At 65.2% G+C, this 18,999-nt stretch carries 15 protein-coding genes; 14 read left to right on the forward strand and 1 reads right to left on the reverse strand.

The window, feature by feature from the left end; genetic code table 11:
* The first annotated feature begins 221 nt into the window (after positions 1 to 221).
* The 9 genes from L0962_RS16310 to L0962_RS16350 all read left to right on the forward strand — a co-directional run bounded on the left by L0962_RS16310 (position 222) and on the right by L0962_RS16350 (position 11,689).
* Positions 222 to 995 (forward strand): quinoprotein dehydrogenase-associated SoxYZ-like carrier, encoded by a 774-nt coding sequence (locus tag L0962_RS16310; RefSeq protein ID WP_234087532.1) that lies wholly within the window; start codon positions 222 to 224, stop codon positions 993 to 995.
* Positions 992 to 1,951 carry a quinoprotein relay system zinc metallohydrolase 1 gene (locus L0962_RS16315; protein ID WP_234087533.1) on the forward strand — a complete coding sequence of 320 codons (960 nt, stop codon included), beginning with the start codon at positions 992 to 994 and terminating at the stop codon, positions 1,949 to 1,951. Before L0962_RS16310 ends, L0962_RS16315 begins: the two co-directional genes overlap by 4 nt.
* Entirely contained in the window at positions 1,941 to 2,678 is a 738-nt protein-coding gene (locus L0962_RS16320; protein WP_234087534.1) for an energy transducer TonB, read from the forward strand. Before L0962_RS16315 ends, L0962_RS16320 begins: the two co-directional genes overlap by 11 nt.
* Positions 2,675 to 5,149 carry a TonB-dependent receptor gene (locus L0962_RS16325; protein WP_234087535.1) on the forward strand — a complete coding sequence of 825 codons (2,475 nt, stop codon included), beginning with the start codon at positions 2,675 to 2,677 and terminating at the stop codon, positions 5,147 to 5,149. The genes L0962_RS16320 and L0962_RS16325 overlap by 4 nt, the downstream gene beginning before the upstream one ends.
* Positions 5,146 to 6,510, forward strand: a complete 1,365-nt coding sequence (locus L0962_RS16330; protein WP_234087536.1) for a HAMP domain-containing protein — start codon at positions 5,146 to 5,148, stop codon at positions 6,508 to 6,510. Before L0962_RS16325 ends, L0962_RS16330 begins: the two co-directional genes overlap by 4 nt.
* Positions 6,507 to 7,154: a response regulator transcription factor gene (locus L0962_RS16335; protein ID WP_234087537.1), complete on the forward strand. Its 648-nt coding sequence runs from the start codon at positions 6,507 to 6,509 to the stop codon at positions 7,152 to 7,154. The genes L0962_RS16330 and L0962_RS16335 overlap by 4 nt, the downstream gene beginning before the upstream one ends.
* A gap of 51 nt (positions 7,155 to 7,205) precedes the next feature.
* Positions 7,206 to 7,958 carry an alpha/beta fold hydrolase gene (locus L0962_RS16340; RefSeq protein ID WP_234087538.1) on the forward strand — a complete coding sequence of 251 codons (753 nt, stop codon included), beginning with the start codon at positions 7,206 to 7,208 and terminating at the stop codon, positions 7,956 to 7,958.
* A 99-nt stretch (positions 7,959 to 8,057) separates the two neighbouring features.
* Complete coding sequence (locus tag L0962_RS16345) at positions 8,058 to 10,223, forward strand: TonB-dependent receptor (RefSeq protein WP_234087539.1); 2,166 nt, start codon at positions 8,058 to 8,060, stop codon at positions 10,221 to 10,223.
* Between the two features lie 335 nt (positions 10,224 to 10,558).
* Complete coding sequence (locus L0962_RS16350) at positions 10,559 to 11,689, forward strand: porin (RefSeq protein WP_234087540.1); 1,131 nt, start codon at positions 10,559 to 10,561, stop codon at positions 11,687 to 11,689.
* 223 nt (positions 11,690 to 11,912) lie between these two features.
* Here the strand turns inward: L0962_RS16350 and fnr are convergent, their stop codons facing one another.
* Positions 11,913 to 12,656, reverse strand: coding sequence for a fumarate/nitrate reduction transcriptional regulator Fnr (gene fnr, locus L0962_RS16355; protein WP_234087541.1), 744 nt, complete (start codon positions 12,654 to 12,656; stop codon positions 11,913 to 11,915).
* Between the two features lie 85 nt (positions 12,657 to 12,741).
* Between fnr and hemN the strand changes: the two genes are divergently transcribed.
* The 5 genes from hemN to L0962_RS16380 all read left to right on the forward strand — a co-directional run bounded on the left by hemN (position 12,742) and on the right by L0962_RS16380 (position 18,980).
* On the forward strand, positions 12,742 to 14,145 hold the full coding sequence (gene hemN, locus L0962_RS16360) for an oxygen-independent coproporphyrinogen III oxidase (protein ID WP_234087542.1): 1,404 nt from the start codon (positions 12,742 to 12,744) through the stop codon (positions 14,143 to 14,145).
* Between the two features lie 63 nt (positions 14,146 to 14,208).
* On the forward strand, positions 14,209 to 14,871 hold the full coding sequence (locus L0962_RS16365; RefSeq protein ID WP_234087543.1) for a sulfite exporter TauE/SafE family protein: 663 nt from the start codon (positions 14,209 to 14,211) through the stop codon (positions 14,869 to 14,871).
* Positions 14,872 to 14,881: 10 nt separating this feature from the next.
* Positions 14,882 to 17,083: a cation-translocating P-type ATPase gene (locus tag L0962_RS16370; RefSeq protein WP_234087544.1), complete on the forward strand. Its 2,202-nt coding sequence runs from the start codon at positions 14,882 to 14,884 to the stop codon at positions 17,081 to 17,083.
* A complete protein-coding gene (locus L0962_RS16375; RefSeq protein WP_234087545.1) occupies positions 17,080 to 18,807 on the forward strand; it encodes a bifunctional diguanylate cyclase/phosphodiesterase in 1,728 nt (575 codons plus the stop codon). The genes L0962_RS16370 and L0962_RS16375 overlap by 4 nt, the downstream gene beginning before the upstream one ends.
* Positions 18,774 to 18,980: a heavy-metal-associated domain-containing protein gene (locus tag L0962_RS16380; RefSeq protein WP_234087546.1), complete on the forward strand. Its 207-nt coding sequence runs from the start codon at positions 18,774 to 18,776 to the stop codon at positions 18,978 to 18,980. The genes L0962_RS16375 and L0962_RS16380 overlap by 34 nt, the downstream gene beginning before the upstream one ends.
* Positions 18,981 to 18,999 lie beyond the last annotated feature (19 nt).

Here is an 18,999-nt window from a genome sequence, read left to right on the forward strand (position 1 = left end):
CGGGCGCGTGGCGACGCGAATTCCGGGGACGTCCGTCCATTGCGCCGGGGGGCGACGGTGTTGCGACGCGGTTGCTGAATTTGGGGGCAACTGTTCAATAGTTGCGCAGCGCTTGTCCGGGCGTGTCCCGCTTTTCCCGGTGCTCGCGCTTTCGCTGCATGGCATGCGCCTTGCAGACGTGTCTCGCCATAACAGACCCGACAGGGCAAGGAGCGAGACAAATGAGACTTACCATGACGGTGGCCGCCATCGCGCTGGCGGCGCTGATGTCGCCGGTCGACGCGGCGTCGCTGCAGGAAACCGGTGATCCGCTGGCATCGGCGCGCTGGGAGGACATGCGCCGGCAGTTCTTTCCGCCCGAGGCTCGGGTGCTGTTCGATCCGCGGGTCAAGGTGACGGCACCGCCGTTGGCCGAGAATCCGATGCAGGTGCCGATTGCGGTCGATGCCTCGGATTTGTCCGGCATCGTCGAAGTGGTGGTCTTTGCCGATTTCAATCCGATTGTCGAAGTGCTGCGCTTTTATCCCGATGCCGCGCCGGCCGTGCTCGGCTTCCGCATCAAGCTGCAGCAATCGACGCCGGTACGGGCGGCGGCACGGACGGCCGACGGCGTCTGGCATGTTGGCGGGACGCTGGTCGAGACGACCGGTGGTGGTTGTTCGGCGCCGTCGGTGGCCGCCGCGTCGCCGGAATGGCAGTCGCGGCTCAACGAAGTGAGCGGCCGCCAGTGGTCGGAAGGGCCGAACGCCGGTCGCTTGCGGTTGCGCATCGTGCATCCGATGGATACCGGCCTGGTGGCCGGCACGCCGGCCTTCCATCTGGAAGAAATCGAATTCCGCGACGAAGCGGGAACGCGCCTGATGCGTCTGCGCACTTTCGAGCCGGTCGCCGAAAATCCGGTGTTCACGCTGCAGCAGGCGCACGGCGGCAAGCCGGTGATCGCCAGCGGTCGTGACAACAACGGCAACGTGTTCACGGCGAGGATCGCCCCATGATCCGGCCCCGGAACCTGTGCCGGCGCGCCGCGCTGCTGCTGGCGCTGGCCGCCGCGGTGGCGGTCTCGGCGGCCGATTTCGATTATCGCCTGCAGCCCCGCAAGCTGGCCGACGGCGCCTATGCCTTCATCGGTGCCCGCGAGGATTTCGACACGGTCAACGGCGGCAACATCGTCAATACCGGGTTTCTGGTCGGCAGCGACGGCATCGTCGTCATCGACAGCGGCCCGTCGAAGCGTTACGGCGAACAGATGCGGGCGGCGATTGCCCTGGTATCGTCGCGGCCGGTGGCGCTGACCATCCTGACCCACCATCACCCGGACCACATGCTCGGCAACCAGGCCTTTGCCGGGACGCCGATCGGTGCGCTGGCCCCGACCGTCGCCGGGATCGCTGCCGACGGCAACGGTTTTGCCGAAAACCTGTTCCGCCTGAGCGGCGACTGGATGAAGGGTACCGAAGTCGTGGTGCCGAATCGCACGCTGCAGCCCGGGCGCCAGCAGGTCGCCGGGCGCTGGCTGCGGCTGATCGCGCTGGCCGGTCATACCCATGCCGATCTTGCGGTCTACGACGAAAAGAGCGGCATTCTGTTCGCCGGCGACATCGTCTTCAACGATCGTGCGCCGACCACGCCGCACGCGTCGATCGACGCTTGGCTGAAGGCACTGGCCGAGCTGGAGGCGATCACCCGCGAACCCGGTTTCGTCGCACTGCTGCCCGGTCACGGCGAGCCGGCGCGCGACGCGGCACCGATCCGCCAGACGCGCGAATGGCTGCTGTGGCTGCGCGCGACGCTGAACAAGGCGGCGGCCGATGGTCTCGACATGACCGAAGTGCTGGCGCTGCCGCTGCCGGCACGCTGGGCATCGATGCCGCTGGCCGCTATCGAATACCGGCGTTCGGTCGGCCATCTCTATCCGGCGATCGAAGCGGAGACGCTGGCGCATGCGCATTGATCCGCACGCGCCGGGTTTTTGGCCGATGCCTGCGGTCGACCGCAGGCTGGCGGCAATTCTTGTTCTTTCCCTGCTGATCCACGGCCTGCTGTTGTGGCAGAGCCATGGCCCGAGCCGGCCGCCGGTCGCGCTCGATGCGCCGCGGCTGCTGGCCAGCCTGCGCCAGGCCGTCGTTCAGCAGGTGACGCAGCACGTTGCGACGCCGCCGGCTTCGGCCGAAGCGGCTTCGCCCCCGAAGGTTCGACAGGCGGTTGTCCGGCCGGCGCTTCTCCCCGCATCGCCGACCGTGGCCAGACCTGTCGAACCGGCTCACGCGCCGGTGGTGGCGGCCGATCTACCGGCGTTGCCGGCCGCCGCTGGTCCGACGGCAACGGCGGCTGCGACGCCGCCCAGCGAGCCGAGTGCAGCCCGCCCGCCATCGCCGGAAGACTGGATGTCTGCCTATCGCACCCAGTTGACCGCGCTGTTCGCGCGTCGCCAGGGTTATCCGCGGATCGCTGCCGAGCGTGGCTGGGAAGGCGAGGTCCGGCTGCGCCTGCGCGTTGCCCGCAAGGGCACCCTGCTCGGTGTCGTGCTCGAACGTTCCAGCGGCTTCGCCGTCCTCGACCAGCATGCGCTGGCGATGGCGGAGGGCCTGGGCAGCCTGCCGCCCCTGCCCGAAACCTCCGATGCCGGCGAGATCCAGGTGATCGTGCCGGTGAATTACCACCTGAGAAAAACAACATGATGAGACAAGGCAACAAACCTGTCGCGATTGCGCTGGCCCTGAGCGGCGTCGTCGGTTCCGCCTGGGGGCAGGCGAGCGTCACCGTGCCGGCGATCGAAGTCATCGGTACCACGCCGTTGGCCGGCGTCGGTTTGCCGAAGGACTATCTGCCGGCCAACGTCCAGTCGCTGGACGCCGCGCAGGTCGCCGATCCGTCCAGCGCCAACCTGACCGACCTGATGAACCGTCAGCTGGGCAGCGTGCATATCAACGAAATCCAGGGCAATCCGTATCAGCCGGATATCAATTACCGCGGCTTCACCGCTTCGCCGCTGCTCGGCACGCCGCAGGGGCTGTCGGTGTACATGGACGGCGTACGCCTGAACCAGCCGTTCGGCGACGTGGTCAGCTGGGATCTGATCCCGCGCTCGGCGATCGCCTCGATGAACATGATGCCGGGCTCGAATCCGCTGTTCGGTCTGAACACGCTGGGCGGCGCGCTGGCCATCCAGACCAAGGACGGGTTCAGCCATCCCGGCTCCGCGCTGCAGGCGACCTACGGTTCGCATAACCGCATGGAACTGGGCTTCGAGCATGGCGGCCACAACGCCCGGGGCTTGCACTGGTTCGTCAGCGGCAACGGCTTCCGTGAGGATGGCTGGCGCGAGGATTCGCCGAGCCGGCTCGGCCAGATCTTCAGCAAGCTCGGCTGGGTCAGCGGTGCGACCGACATCGGACTGACCGTCGCCTTCGCGCGCAGCAAGCTGACCGGCAACGGTTTGCAGGAGCAGTCGCTGCTGCAGCGCGACTACGACAGCATCTATACCAAGCCGGACGAGACGAGCAACCGTTCGCTGTTCCTCAATCTGACGGGCAAGCACAGCATCGGCGACGACTTGTTGCTGAGCGGCAACGTCTATTACCGGAAAATCCGCACGTCGACCTACAACGGCGACCTGAACGACGACGCCCTCGATCAGTCGGTCTATCAGCCGAATGCGGCCGAACGGGCCGCGCTTGCGGCGGCCGGTTACACCGGTTTTCCGCTGGCCGGCGCGACTGCCGCCAACACGCCGTTTCCGTTCTGGCGCTGCATCGCCAACGTGTTGCTCAACGACGAGCCGGCCGAGAAATGTAACGGGCTGATCAACCGGACCACGACCACGCAGGAAAACTACGGTTTCAACGGCCAGTTCACGCGCTTTGCCAAGCTGGCCGGCATGAACAACCAGTTCGTCGCCGGCGCCGGTTACGACGCCAGCCGGATGCATTTCCGCCAGACCGCGCAGTTCGGCTACATCAATCCCGACCATGGCATCACGCCGGTCGAGTTCTATGCCGACGGCAGCGCGCTCGACGACAATGGCGACCCGATCGATGCCCGCGTCGACCTCAAGGGGCATTCGCACACCTGGAGCCTGTTCGCCACCGATACGCTGAGTCTGACCGACAAGCTGCATCTGACCGTGTCCGGCCGCTACAACAGCACGGTGGTGCGCAACCGCGACCAACTGGTGAGCGGCGGCGGTGCCGGTTCGCTCGATGGCGATCATCATTTCAGCCGCTTCAATCCGGCGGTGGGCGTGGTTTACCAGCCGCTCAGCGTGCTCAGCGTCTATGGCGGCTACAACGAAGGCAGCCGGACGCCGACGGCGATCGAACTGGGGTGCGCCGATCCGGCCAACCCGTGCAAGCTGCCCAATTCGATGGCCGGCGATCCGCCGCTCAAACAAGTCGTGACCCGCACTTTCGAAACCGGCGTGCGCGGCCGTCTGGCCGGCAAGCTGGCCTGGAACGCCGGGATCTTCCGTGCCGAAAACGACGACGACATCCTGTTCGTCGCCAACAACGCCGCCGGTTACGGTTATTTCCGCAATTTCGGCAAGACCCGCCGTCAGGGCGTTGAACTCGGTATCAGCGGCGAACTCGGCAAGTTCCGTCTGGCCGCCGATTACACCTGGCTCGATGCCACCTTCCAGAGCAACGAAACGGTCAACGGCGAAGCCAACAGCAGCCAGGATGCCAACGGCAACATCCACATCCGTCCGGGCGACCGCATCCCGATGGTGCCGCGCCACCTGCTCAAGCTGCGGGGCGAATGGCAGCTCAATCAGGCGCTGTCGTTCAGCATGGGCATGCTGGCCGTCTCGGGGTCGACCGCCCGTGGCGACGAAAATGGTCAGCATCAGCCGGATGGCACCTACTTCACCGGCAGCGGCAAGGCCTCCGGCTATGCGATCTTCGATCTCGGCGCGCGTTACCGGGCAAACCGTCAGCTCAGCGTGTTCGCCCAGATCAACAATCTGTTCGACCGCGCATATGCGACGGCCGCACAACAGGGGGCGACCGGCTTCACGTCGGACGGCAACTTCATCGCCCGGCCGTTCTCGTCGATCGGCGACAACACCAGCCTGATCAACGCCACCTTCCTGGCACCGGGCGCGCCGCGCACGGCCTGGGTCGGCGTTCGCTACGAGTTCGGCGACAAGTGATCCGTCCATTCCGCCGCCCGCTGCCCGGCTCGGCCCAGCCGGCCCGCCTGCACACGCGCGTTGCGCTGGTGCTGGCCGGGCTGGCGCTGATCCTGGCGATGTCGCTGGCGGCGTTGTGGCTGTACGCGACCCGGCTGGCGATCACCGAGGAACTGGAAGCCACCGGGCGCGTGTCCGAACAGATGCTGCGCCTGCTGACCCTCCGCGTCGCCAGCAGCGATGAACTGGTCGCCGTGGTGCGGCCGCTCGGCCGGGTGCGGGCACATGAACTGGTTGTCCTCGATGGGGCCGGCGAGGTCCGCTATCACTCGCCGGCTCCCGCTTACAAGGCCGGGCGGAGTGCGCCGGAATGGTTCGGCGCACTGCTCGATCCGCAGCTGCCGGTGCGCAACATCCAGGTCGGCGCCTTGCGCCTGCGGCTCGAGCCGGATGCCTCGCGCTCGCTGCTCGATGCCTGGGATCAACTGCGCTGGCTGGCGCTGGGACTGGGGGCTTTCCTGACGCTGCTCTGCCTGCTGGTACGGCAGGCGCTGCTGGGCGCCTTGCGCCCGCTCGATCAAGTGCTGGCGGCGCTCGACAGTATGGGGCTGGGGCATTTCGAAACCCGTCTGCCGATCTTTCCGACCAGTGAACTGAGCCGCCTGGCGCGCGCATTCAACGGCATGGCCGACCGCCTGAAGCTTGCGGTCGACGAGAACGTTCGCCTGGAAACCGAGCGCGAACTGAGCGCCCGCCTGCAACAGCGGCTGGATGCCGAGCGCCGCGACATCGCGCACGAACTGCACGACGAACTGGCCCAGGGGGTGACGGCGGTGCGCGCGCTGGCCGGCGCCATCGTCCAGCGCACGGCCGGTCATCCGGAAATCCAGGCACAGGCCGGCTACGTCGTCGAGGCCGCCGGTGAAATGCAGCTCGGCGTGCGACGCATCCTGAATCGCCTGCATACGCCGGCGGTGGATGCCGATCGGGCCTTTGAGGAAATGCTCGAACGCTGGCGGCAGCACCATCCCGAGATCCGGCTGGATTGCCGGCGCCAGCTGCGCCTGGCCGATTGCCCCGACGAACTGGCCGGGACGCTGCTGCGGGCGGTTCAGGAAGGGCTGACCAATGTCGTTCGCCATGCCGACGCGCGGCATGTCGATCTCGAACTGCTGGTCCGCGATGGTGCCTTGCAGCTGCGGCTGACCGACGACGGGCGAGGCGGCGCGAGCCGCGAAAACAGCGGTTGCGGCCTTGGTCTGGCCGGCATGCGCGAGCGCGTCGAACGCCTGGGCGGCGTGTTGTCGGCAGCCGTCCTGCCGGCGGGTGGCTTCGAATTGAATATCCGTCTGCCCGGACGGATCGAGGAGAAATGTCGATGAATGGAAAACTGAACGGCAAGCGCGTCCTGCTGGCCGACGACCACGCGATGGTCAGGCTCGGCTTCCGTCTGTTGCTGGAAGGCGAGGGCGCCCAGGTGGTGGGCGAGGCGCAGGACGGCGAAACGGCCTTGCGCCAGTATGCCGAGTTGAATCCGGATCTGCTGGTGATGGACGTCTCGATGCCCGGCATCGGCGGCATCGCGGCGCTCGAACGCCTGCTGGCCTGGGATGCGACGGCGCGCGTACTGATGCTGTCGGCGCACCACGACGATGTCGTGCCGGTGCGCGCCCTGCGGGCCGGGGCTGCCGGTTATCTGTGCAAGCGGGCGGCGCCGGAAACCTTCATCGATGCCGTGGCGGCGGTGCTGGCCGGCCGCCGCTACATCGATCCGGAACTGGCGCAGCGTGTCGCGCTCGCCCAACTGGCCGGCAGCAGTTCGCCGGTGGACTGCCTGACCGACAAGGAACTGGCGGTCTTCCTGAAGCTGGCCGGCGGTTGCACGGTGGCCGATGTTGCCGAGGATTTCTGCCTCAGCCCGTCGACGGTCGGCACGCATCTCTATCACATCAAGCAGAAGCTCAGCGCCCAGAATGCCTCGGAACTGACGTTGATCGCACTGCGCAACGGTTTGCTCGAGGTCTGACACGGTGCTGCAGTCAATCGTTTTTCCGGTGCCGGTCCCGGGAGTTTGTTGATGGCCGGTCGCGATCTGTTTCCCGAGCGTTCGGCCGAGCAGGCCCGCCGCATGTCGGTCGGCGAAGGCCATCTGCTTTACGTCGAGGAATTTGGTGCGGTCGACGGGCTGCCGGTGGTGTTTTTGCATGATGGTCCGGGCGGCGCCTGTTCGCCGGAGCATCGCCGCCTGTTCGATCCCCGCCGCCTGCGGGCAATCCTGCTCGACCAGCGCGGTTGCGGCCGCAGCCTGCCGTCCGGCGCGCAGGAGGCGAACAGCACGCCGTACCTGATCGGCGATCTGGAACACGTGCGCAATGCGCTCGGGATCGATGCCTGGATCGTTTTCGGTCGTGGCTGGGGAGCGCTGCTGGCGTTGGCTTACGCCCAACTGTTCCCCGAACGGGTGCGCGGACTGGTGCTCAGCGAAGTTTTCCTGGCGACGCCGGAAGAACTGGCGGCACGCCGGCGTTCGCCCGGCCGCGACGCCGGCTCATCGGCACTGGCCGAGCACTATCTGGCGCACGACTGTTTTGTCGATGGCGAGGCGCTGCTCGACGGGGTGCCAGCGCTGGCCGATCTGCCGGCGATCATCGTCCAGGGCAAGCGCGGCAACACCATGGCCACCCGCCTGCGCGAAGCCTGGCCTGCCGCCGGCTGGATTCCGGACAGCGGCGAACGCGTCGCTTTTGCCGACGAAGCCTCGGCCCGCGACGAGATCAAGGCGCTGGCCTGGATGGCCGCCTGGGTTTCGTCGCCTCATGATTTTCTGTAGGGCTCTTTGGCGATTCGCCGGAGGTGGCGGATCGCGCCGGCAGCGATAATCGTCTTCAGGACGGTCGGGGCCCGTCCGACATAATAATCTGGAGACATCATGGAATTCCGCCGCCTTCCTTTCCCGCTGTCGCGGTCGACCCGCCGTTCCGCCGCTTTTTCCGCCACCCTTGGTGCAGCCCTGGCGGCTGCTTTTCCCTGCCACGCCGACAGCGAAGCCCTGACGCTGGATTCGGTGGTGGTGACCGGCAGCCGCGTCGAACACAGCAGTTTCGATTTGCCGGCTGCCGTCGATTCGGTCGATGCCCGGACCATTCTCGAGTCCGGACCCCGCGTCAACGCGTCGGAAGCATTGTCCGGCGTGCCCGGCATCAATGTCGCCAATCGCCAGAACTACGCGCAGGACCTGCAGATTTCGTCGCGCGGCTTCGGTGCCCGTTCGGCCTTCGGGGTGCGCGGCATCCGCCTGGTCGCCGACGGTATTCCGGCATCGATGCCGGATGGCCAGGGGCAGGCGGCCAGCTTCAACCTCGACCGGGCCGAGCGCATTGAAGTGATGCGCGGTCCGATGTCGGCCATCTACGGCAATTCGGCCGGCGGCGTGGTGCAGCTGTTCACCCGCGACGGCCAGGGCACGCCCGGTGTCGACGGGCGCTTCTCGGCCGGCAGCTACGGCTCCTGGAAGGCCGATCTGAGCAGCGACGGCCAGGTCGGGCCGGTCGGTTACGTGATCGACGCCTCGCGATTCGCCACCGAGGGTTACCGCGAACATAGCGCTGCCGAGCGCGATCAGACCATGGTCAAGCTGAACTGGTCGCCGACCCGGGACGGCAAGCTCACCTTCGTCGCCAGTACCTTCCGCCAGAAGGCCGACGATCCGCTGGGCCTGGACTGGAACGCCTATCGTCAGGCGCCGGCCAGTGCGACGGCCAACGCCCTGTCGTACAACACGCGCAAGACCATCGAGCAGACCCAGGGCGGCATCAACTACACCCATCGTTTCGGTGAACAGTTGATCGAACTGACGGCCTATACCGGCAGCCGTTCGGTGCGTCAGTACCAGGCGATTCCTGCGGGCGTCCAGGCCAATCCGCGGCACTCCGGCGGGGTGATCGATTTCGACCGCGATTACGCCGGTGCCTCGGCACGCTGGAGTGGACGCTTTCCGCTTGCCGGCGGCCAGATGACGACCAGCCTGGGACTGGAGTTCGAGCGTTCGGAAGATGACCGTCGCGGCTACGAAAACTTCTCCGGCACCACGCTGGGCGTGCTCGGCAACCTGCGGCGCAAGGAAACCGACACGGTGAGCAGCTTTGCCCAGTATGCCCAGGCCGAATGGCAACGCGGCGACCTGTCGCTGAGCGCCGGTCTGCGCCACAACCGGGTCGCCTTCGTGGTCAAGGATGAGTACATCACCGGCGTCGCCAACGGCGACGATAGCGGCAACGTCACTTATGAACGGACGACGCCCCTGGTCAGCGCCTTGTATCGCCTGAGCCCGGCGGTCAATCTGTATGCCAGTTTCGCCAAGGGCTTCGAGACGCCGACCCTGAACGAACTGTTCTATTCCGGTAGCGGCGGCAGCTTCAACTTCGGACTGGCGCCTTCCGACAGCAAGCATGCCGAAATCGGCGTCAAGGCCTATGTCGGCAGCGATACCCGTGTCGATCTGGCGGCCTTTCATATCGGTACCCGCAACGAGCTGGTGGTCGACGGGGCGACCGGCGGCCGTACCAGCTATCGCAATGCCGGTGGCACGACGCGGCGCGGTCTCGAACTTGCGGTCGACAGCCGCTGGGCCGGTAATTTCAGCAGCCGTCTGGCGTATGGCTGGCTGGATGCCCGTTACGACCAGGACTTCGCGACCCGGATCTATGACCCGGTCAGCGGCACCACGCAGCCGACCACGGTCAATTCGGGCAGCCGGCTGCCCGGTGTCGCCGCGCATAACCTGTTTGCCGAACTGGTCTGGCGGGATCCGGCTTCCGGTTTCTATGCCGGGGTCGAAGGGGTGGCCCGGGCCAAGGTCTATGTCGAGGACAGCAACCGCCTGCAGGCCGCGCCGGGCTATGCGATCGCCAATCTGCGGGCCGGTATCGAGCGGCGCTTCGGGGCCATGAAGCTCGGCGCCTTTGCCCGCCTGGACAACGTTTTCGACCGTCAGTACGTTGGGTCGGTGATCGTTGGCGACACCAATGGCCGCTTCTACGAGTCGGCACCCGGTCGCAACTGGCTGGCCGGCGTTTCGCTGGGTTACCGCTTCTGATTTTCCGGATCGTCGAGCATCGGCCCGGCTTCGGCCGGGTTTTTTTTGCCCGGTGTTTTGGCTTGTCGCAGCTGTTTCATTGTTTCGTATCAGTTCAATCCTGAAGCAGTTGTCCAAAAAGTGAGCGCCCCGGGCGGGCAGCAATTTTTGGCGAGCCGATTTTGTTTTCTGCTCAAACCCTTGTCAGATGGTCGTTTCGGCGGTTTTTCGAGGTCCGTTGGCGGGCTGGCACGGGGTTCGCAATCCATGCCGCGCCATGTCATTCATCCAATGACAACGGGGGAAGGCCGTCCCGGTTCAGCCGGGACGGGACATATCATCTACAGGAGACATCCATGTCGAAAAAAATCATTGCGCTGGCACTGGCTGCCGCGTCCGGCGCTGCTGTTGCCCAAACCAACGTCACCATCTACGGTAATGTTGATATGGGCTACATGTATCGGGAAGGGAAGAACGGCACCGTCGTGAATGGCGATGGTCAGCACGACCTGCAAAGCGCCGGTTCGCAAAGCCACATCGGCTTCAAGGGCGTCGAGGATCTTGGCAATGGCCTCAAGGTCGTGTTCGACCTGCAGTACCGCATCAACCCGGACGTCAACGGCGGCCTCAATCAGGCAGGTCACCAGTACGTCGGCCTGACCGGTGGTTTCGGTACCGCCGTCGCCGGTTACCTGGACGGCATCCGTTACGGCATCTTCGGCAAGTACAACCCGTTCGGCAACTACTCGGTCGGCAACTTCGCCCAGATGACCACCCAGTATGACCGCGCCGCCAATGCCCTGGCCTACATCTCGCCGTCGATCTACGGCTTCACGCTGATCCTGGCGACGGCCACCAACACCCAGGGGGCGGAAGGCACCCTGAACGGGGTGCACGTCCCGGCGGTTGCTGCCAACGGCAACAAGGGTGACGATCGCCTGTTCTCGATCAACCTGATCTATGCCAAGGGCCCGCTCAGCGTCGATCTGGACTATGAAACGACGAAGGCCGTCGGCTATTCGGACAGCCGCCTCTATGTCGCCACCACCGGCGCTTCCTACGACTTCGGCGTGGTCAAGATCAGCGGTGTGTACGACATCATCAAGGGTGATCCGAACTCCTTCATCGGCGGCAACATCGACCTTGATGCTGCAACCCCCGGTTTGCAGAACCTGGGTGGCCTGGCTGCCGGTCAGAGCTATGATCGCCGCAACTGGTTCATCGGCGCGACGGTGCCGTTCGGCAAGGCGTCGGTGCTGGCCAGCTACGGCCAGGTCAAGGACCGTACGCTGGGCGATGCAGATGCCTCCAAGTGGGCCGTCGGTGCGCGTTACGCGCTGTCCAAGCGGACCGAGCTGTACGCCGACTACGCACACATTCAGAACGATTCCAAGGCTGGTTTCCGGATCAATCCGATGGGTAACTCCGCCGGTCTGAGCGGTGCCGGTGTCAATGGCTTCGCCATGGGTATCAAGCATTCGTTCTGATGCCTGAAAGCACGGTTTCGCCAGGTTTGCGCAAACCGGCGAAGCCGTGCTGACGACAGGCGGGATGGCCCGTCGTCATCGACTGTTCTCATTGCGCTGGGTGCTTCCCTTGCATCCTTTTCGGGGCCTCCTTCGGGAAGCCCCGTTTTTTTGTTTTATCGGCGTGGACCGCAGCAAGCCGGATTGTCCGGCAAGGGGGGGCGCCTGCGACCTGTCTTCGCCTTCAGGCGCGATGATTCATCAGGCCCTTCAAGCCATTCACGTTCAGGATGCGGATGTGCTTCTGCTGGACGGCAATGTAGCCCTCTTCCTGAAACTTGGAGAAAGCGCGCGAAACGGTCTCGAGCTTGAGGCCGAGATAGCTGCCGATCTCCTCGCGCGTCATCCGCAGGTAGAACTCGGCGTGCGAGAAACCGCGGGCGGTGAAGCGCTGCGACAGGTTGAGCAGGAAGGCGGCCAGGCGTTCCTCGGCGCGCATCGTGCCGAGCAGCATCATGACGCCATGGTCGCGGACGATCTCGCGGCTCATCACCTTGTGGAAATGGTGCTGGAGGTTGTGGATTTCGCGCGACAGGCTCTCCAGGCGCGAGAACGGAATCGCACAGATCTCGCTGTCTTCCAGGGCGATTGCATTGCAGGTGTGGTGTTCGGTGCTGATGCCGTCGAGGCCGAGCAACTCGCCGGCCATCTGGAAACCGGTGACCTGGTCGCGACCATCTTCGAGCAGCACGTCGGTCTTGAAAAAACCGCTGCGAATCGCGTAAATTGCGTCGAAAGGTTCGCCAGCGCGGTAGAGGTGGTCGCCGCGCTTGATCCGGCGACGTGTGGAAATCAGGTCGTCGAGACGCTCCAGCTCTTCCAGGCTCAGGCCGAACGGAAGGCAGAGTTCGCGCAGGTTGCAGTTCGAACAGGCGGTCTTGATGACCGACAGCGAGATTTCCTGATTGAGCGGGTAGGTCTGTCCCATCAGCAACCTGCTTCGGCTTGATCCATGTCAACCGCGAGTGCGCGCCATCCGAACATAATCCGACCTAAAATGGGTGGCATGTTTAATGAATTTCGCAACTGATAACCTCGTCTTCGATCCCCAGATCATTCGCCGTTTCGACGTCAATGGTCCGCGTTACACGTCTTATCCGACCGCCGACCGCTTCGTCGAGGCCTTCGATGCGGAAGCCGCCAGGACCTGGCTGGGCAAACGCAATATCGGCGGCATCAGCCGACCGCTGTCATTATACTTCCACATCCCCTTCTGCAACACCATCTGCTATTACTGCGCCTGCAACAAGATCATCACCAAGGATCACGGGCGCAGTGCCAAGTACCTGAAGTACCTGGGCAAGGAACTGGCGTTGCAGAGCGCCGCGCTGGAAGGGCGGGACGGCAAGCATGAGGTCATCCAGCTGCATTGGGGCGGCGGTACGCCGACCTTCCTGTCGCACGACGAGATGCGCCAGCTGATGGAGGAAACGCGCCGCCATTTCAAGTTGCTCGATGGCGGCGAGTATTCGATCGAAGTCGATCCGCGCAAGGTGGACAATGCTACCGTTGCGCTGCTCGGCGAGCTCGGTTTCAACCGGATGAGCGTCGGCGTTCAGGATTTCGACGAGGAGGTCCAGCGTGCGGTCAACCGCATCCAGAGCGAGGACGAAACGGCCGGTGTGATCGCTGCGGCGCGGGCCAACGGTTTCAAATCGGTATCGATCGACCTGATCTACGGCCTGCCGCACCAGAGCGTCATGGGCTTCAACCGGACGCTGGAGCGGGTGTTGGCGATGGACCCGGAGCGGCTGTCGATCTACAACTATGCGCATCTGCCCGGCCTGTTCAAGCCGCAACGGCGGATTGCCGAGGCCGACCTGCCGAGCGCCGATACCAAGCTGCAGATTCTGGCGCTGGCCATCCGCAAGCTGACCGAGGCCGGTTACGTGTATATCGGCATGGATCACTTCGCCAAGCCCGACGACGAACTGGCTGTTGCCCAGCGCCAGGGCCGGCTGCACCGCAACTTCCAGGGGTATTCGACGTATGCCGACTGCGACATGCTGTCCTTCGGCATTTCGTCGATCAGCAAGGTCGGGCCGACGTACTCGCAGAACGTCAAGACACTCGACGAATACTACGACCGGCTCGATGGCGGCATGTTGCCGGTGTTCCGCGGGATCGAACTGGTGGCCGACGACATTCTGCGGCGTTCGATCATTCAGGCCCTGATGTGTCATTTCGAACTGTCGATCGAGAGCATCGAGAGCGCCCATCTGATCGACTTCCACAAGTATTTCGCCGGTGAGCTGGAAGACTTGCGCGAGATGGAGCGCGGCGGCCTGCTGAAGATCGAGCGCGACTGGATCACCGTGCTGCCGCCGGGGCGCATGCTGGTGCGCGTCATCGCCATGGCCTTCGACCGTTACCTGCGTGCCGATCGTCAGCGCACCCGTTATTCGAAGGTGATCTGACGGGGTGCACGGATCGGAGTCCGCGGGTTACACTGCGGACTTTCCGCGCTGAATCCCTGTCCCATGCCCGATTCCGGCTTTCTGGCCCTGTTTGTTGTCGGCTTGCTCGGCGGTACGCACTGCGTCGGCATGTGCGGCGGCATCGTCGGTGCGCTGGCGGTTGGCGGGCCGGCCAGCTGGCGCATGCATCTGGCCTATAACGGCGGGCGCATCCTGTCCTATACGATCGCCGGTGCGCTGGTCGGTGCCCTCGGTGCGGCCAGCCTCGGGCTCGAAGGACAGGTGCCGGTTCGCCTGCTGCTCTACCTGTTTGCCAATCTGATGCTGATCGCGCTCGGCCTTTACCTGATCGGCGTGACGCGGGCGCTGGCGTTTACCGAACGGGCGGGGCAGGCATTGTGGCGCCGCATCCAGCCGCTGACCCGGCGTTTCCTGCCGGCGCGTACCGTGGCGCAGGCTTTTCCGCTGGGCATGCTGTGGGGCTGGTTGCCTTGTGGCCTGGTTTACGGCGCGTTGGCGTCGGCGCTGGCGGCCGGTTCGGCAACGCGGGGTGCCGGTCTGATGCTGGCCTTCGGTCTGGGGACGCTGCCGAATCTGCTACTGGCCGGCATCCTGCTTGCCCGACTGGGCGAATTCGTCCGCCGTCCCGTCGTCCGTCTGGTATCCGGCTTGCTGGTACTGGGTTTCGGGCTTTACGGACTGGTCGGCTTGCTCCGCCTGCTGTAGGAATCCCGACATGAACGAGAACGACAAATCCGGCGAAACGACCCAGGTTGTCGAATTCGCCATCGCCGGCATGACCTGTGCCGCATGTTCGACCCGCCTGGAAAAAGTGCTGAACCGGCAGCCCGGCATGCAGGCCAACGTCAATCTGGCCGCCGAGCGTGCGCGCGTGCGCCTGGACGGCGTGGCGGCGGAGGCGGTGATCGCTGCCGTGGCCAGGGCTGGCTTCAGTGCCGAGCCGGTGGATGCCGGGACGCGCGAGCGGGAAAAAGCCGAAAAACAGCGGGTTTACCGCAAGGAAATCCGGCTTTTCCGGATCGCGGTGGCGTTGACCCTGCCCTTGGTCGGCCAGATGCTGTTCATGTTCGGCGAGCACGGGATGCATAACGAGTTGCCGCGCTGGCTGCAGCTGGCCTTGGCGACGCCGGTCCAGTTCTGGATCGGTTGGCGCTTCTACGAGGGCGCCTGGAAGGCGCTGCGCGGCGGCGGTGCCAACATGGATGTGCTGGTGGCGCTGGGAACCAGCATGGCCTGGGGGTTTTCCACCGCGGTCACGGTGTTCGGGCTGGATCAGCATGTCTATTTCGAGGGCGGGGCGGCGGTGATCACGCTGGTACTGCTCGGCAAGTTGCTCGAGGCGCGGGCCAAGGCGCGCACGTCGGAAGCGATCGAGTCGCTGATCCGCCTGCAGCCGAAGACGGCACGCGTCGAGCGCGACGGTCGGTGGCTCGAACTGCCGGTCGATGCGCTGATGCCGGGCGACGTTTTCCTGGTCCGTCCGGGCGAGGCGGTTCCGGTCGATGGCGAGGTGATCGACGGCGAATCGAGTGTGGACGAAGCGATGTTGACCGGCGAGAGCATGCCGGTCGGCAAGCGGGCAGGCGATCGCGTGTTCGCCGCCACGGCCAACGGGCAGGGAGCCTTGCGCTGCAAGGCGACCGGCGTCGGCGAACAGACCTTGCTGGCTGGCATCATCCGGCTGGTCGGCGAGGCGCAGGGGTCGAAGGCGCCGGTGCAGCGCCTGGCCGACCGGATTTCCGGCGTCTTCGTGCCGGTGGTCTGCTTCGTCGCGCTGGCGACCTTTGCCGGCTGGTGGTGGTCTGCCGGCGATTTCGCCGAAGCCCTGGTCAATGCCGTGGCCGTGCTGGTCATCGCCTGTCCTTGCGCACTCGGTCTGGCGACGCCGACGGCGATCATGGTCGGCACCGGTCAGGGCGCGCGGGCCGGCATTCTGGTGCGCAACGCCGAGGCCCTGGAGCGCGCCGAGAAAATTTCCGTGCTGGCGCTCGACAAGACCGGCACGCTGACTTTGGGGCAGCCGCGGGTGACCGAGGTGCTGGCGCGGGCGACGGATGCCGGGCGGGCGCTGCGTCTGGCGGCGGCGCTGGAACAGTCGTCCGAGCATCCGCTGGCGCGGGCGGTGGTGGCCGAGGCTGCTGCGGTCGACCTGCCGTCGGTGGCAAATTTCCGCGCTTTTCCGGGGCTGGGCGTTGCGGGCGATGTCGACGGATGCCGCTTGCGGCTGGGTTCGCCGGAATGGCTGGGGGCGGGTGACGATCCGGCGCTGGCTGCCTTGCGCGAGGCCGGCAAGACGGTGGTCGTGCTGGCCGATGAGGCCGGCGTGCTGGCCTTGATCGCCATTGCCGATGCGCTGCGGCCGACGTCGAAGGCGGCTGTCCGGCGCCTGCAGGCGCGCGGTATCCGGGTAGTCATGCTGACCGGCGACAATCCGGCGACGGCAGCGGCGATCGCCGCTCAGGCCGGCATCGCCGAATTCCGGGCCGGTATTCTGCCGGGCGACAAGGCGGCTGCGGTCAACGCATTGAAATCGGCAAAAACCGTGGTGGCGATGGTCGGCGATGGTATCAACGACGCGCCGGCGCTGGCGGCGGCCGATGTCGGCTTCGCCATCGGCGCCGGTTCCGATGCCGCCATCGAGGCTGCCGACCTGACGCTGGTGCGCAACGACCTGCATGGGGTGGCCGACGCCATCGACCTGTCGGCGGCCACCTTGGGCAAAATCCGGCAGAATCTTTTCTTTGCCTTCATTTACAATGTTTCGGGAATTCCGCTAGCGGCAATGGGAATGCTCAATCCCGTCGTGGCCGGGGCTGCGATGGCGATGAGTTCGGTTTCCGTGGTTTCCAATTCGCTTTTGCTGAAACGCTGGAAACCGCGGCGGGGGGAAACGAATGGCGCGGCGGAGAAGGAATGACCGGTGAGGTCGTAGACAGGGCATCGTTGTTTCGCGCCACCATGGAGGCGGCGCAGGTCGGTATTTTCGTCATGCAGGATGGCGTCTTCCGTTACGTCAATCCCTGCCTGGTCGACATGCTCGGATTTTCGTCCGAGGAGATGGTCGACCGCATGGGGCCGTTCGATGTCGTGGTGCCTCAGCAGCACGAGGCCGTCCGGCGCGAGCTGGCCGCCCGGCTGGCCGGCGAACCCGGCGTGCCCTACGAATTGCAACTGGTGCGCAAGGACGGCACTGTCTTTCCGGTCACCGTCCAGGGCTCGCCCAGCGAACTCGATGGCCGTCCGGCGGCGGTCGGCACGGTCGTCGATATCAGCCGCCAGAAGGCCGCCGAACGCAAGATTCGCGAACTTGCCGATTTCGATGCATTGACCGGCTTGCCCAACCGCCGGCTGTTGCACGACCGGATCAACCAGATGATTGCCGTCGCCGAGCGCTGCCAGGGCAATTCGGCCCTGCTGTTCATCGATCTGGACCACTTCAAGCGGGTCAACGATTCGCTCGGCCACAGTGTCGGCGACGATCTGCTGTGCGCCGTCGCGCAGCGTTTCCAGACCGTCGTGCGCAAGGTCGATACGCTGGCGCGCCTGGGTGGCGACGAGTTCATCGTGCTGCTGCCGGAAATCTCCACGCCGGCGGCGGCCGATGTCGCCCGCCGTCTGCTCGAAGTGTCGGCGCAACCGTTTTCGGTCGCCGGACACGCGTTGACCGTGACACCGTCGGTCGGCATCGCGCTCTATCCGCAGGACGGCAAGGACATCGACACGCTGCTGAAGAATGCGGATACGGCGATGTACAAGGCCAAGGAACTGGGACGCAACAGTTTCCAGTTCTACGCGGCCGAGATGAACACCGCGACGCTCGAGCGCTTGATGATGGAAAGCAGCCTGCGGCGGGCATTGACCGACGACGAATTCGAATTGCACTACCAGCCGCTGATCGATCTGCCGAGTGGCGAGATCGTCGGTGTCGAAGCCTTGATCCGTTGGCGGCACAAGGATCTCGGGCTGATCATGCCGGATCGTTTCATTCCCGTCGCAGAGGATACCGGGATGATCAACCCGATCGGCGACTGGGTCCTGTGCGAAGCCTGCCGGCAGGCGCAGGCCTGGATCGACGAGGGCTTGTCGCTGCAGACGATGGCGGTCAATGTGGCGCCGGTGCAGTTCCGTCAGGCCGGGTTCGTCGAGGTCGTTGCCGGGGCGCTGGGGGCGTCCGGGCTGGCGGCCGGCCGGCTGGAGCTGGAACTGACCGAGCGTACCGTGATGCACGATGCCGAAGTGACGCTGGGCACCTTGTCCGCGCTGCACCGGATGGGCGTGTGCCTGGCGCTCGACGATTTCGGCACGGGCTATTCCTCGCTGGCCTATCTGAAGCGTTTTCCGGTCGGCAAGCTGAAGATCGACCGCTCGTTCATCCGCGACCTGGAAATCGATGCCGACGACCGGGCGATCGCGTCGACCATCGTCAGCATGGGGCGCAACCTGCGTCTGAAGGTGTTGGCCGAGGGGGTCGAATCCGCCGAACAGCTCGAGTTGTTGCGGACGATGAATTGCCAGATGGCCCAGGGGTATCATTTCAGTCGTCCGGTCGACGCTGCACGGATGACCGAATTGCTGCGAGATCAACCTTTTCTGTATGGAATCGAATCATGGAAGAAACCCGAATCAGGATCGATGGCATGAGTTGCCAGGGCTGCGTCAAGAATGTGACCGGCGTGCTGAGCGCACTGGCCGGTGTGACTTCGGCAGAAGTGACGCTGGAGCCGGGCGAGGCCAAGGTGGTTTACGATCCGGCCAGCCTGACGCGTGAGGCGCTGATGTCGGCGATCGAGGATGCCGGATTCGACGCTAGCTGAGGCTTGCCGAAATTCCTTC

The organism is Azonexus sp. R2A61, from assembly GCF_021401135.1.
In the GTDB taxonomy this organism is placed as follows: Bacteria; Pseudomonadota; Gammaproteobacteria; order Burkholderiales; family Rhodocyclaceae; genus Azonexus.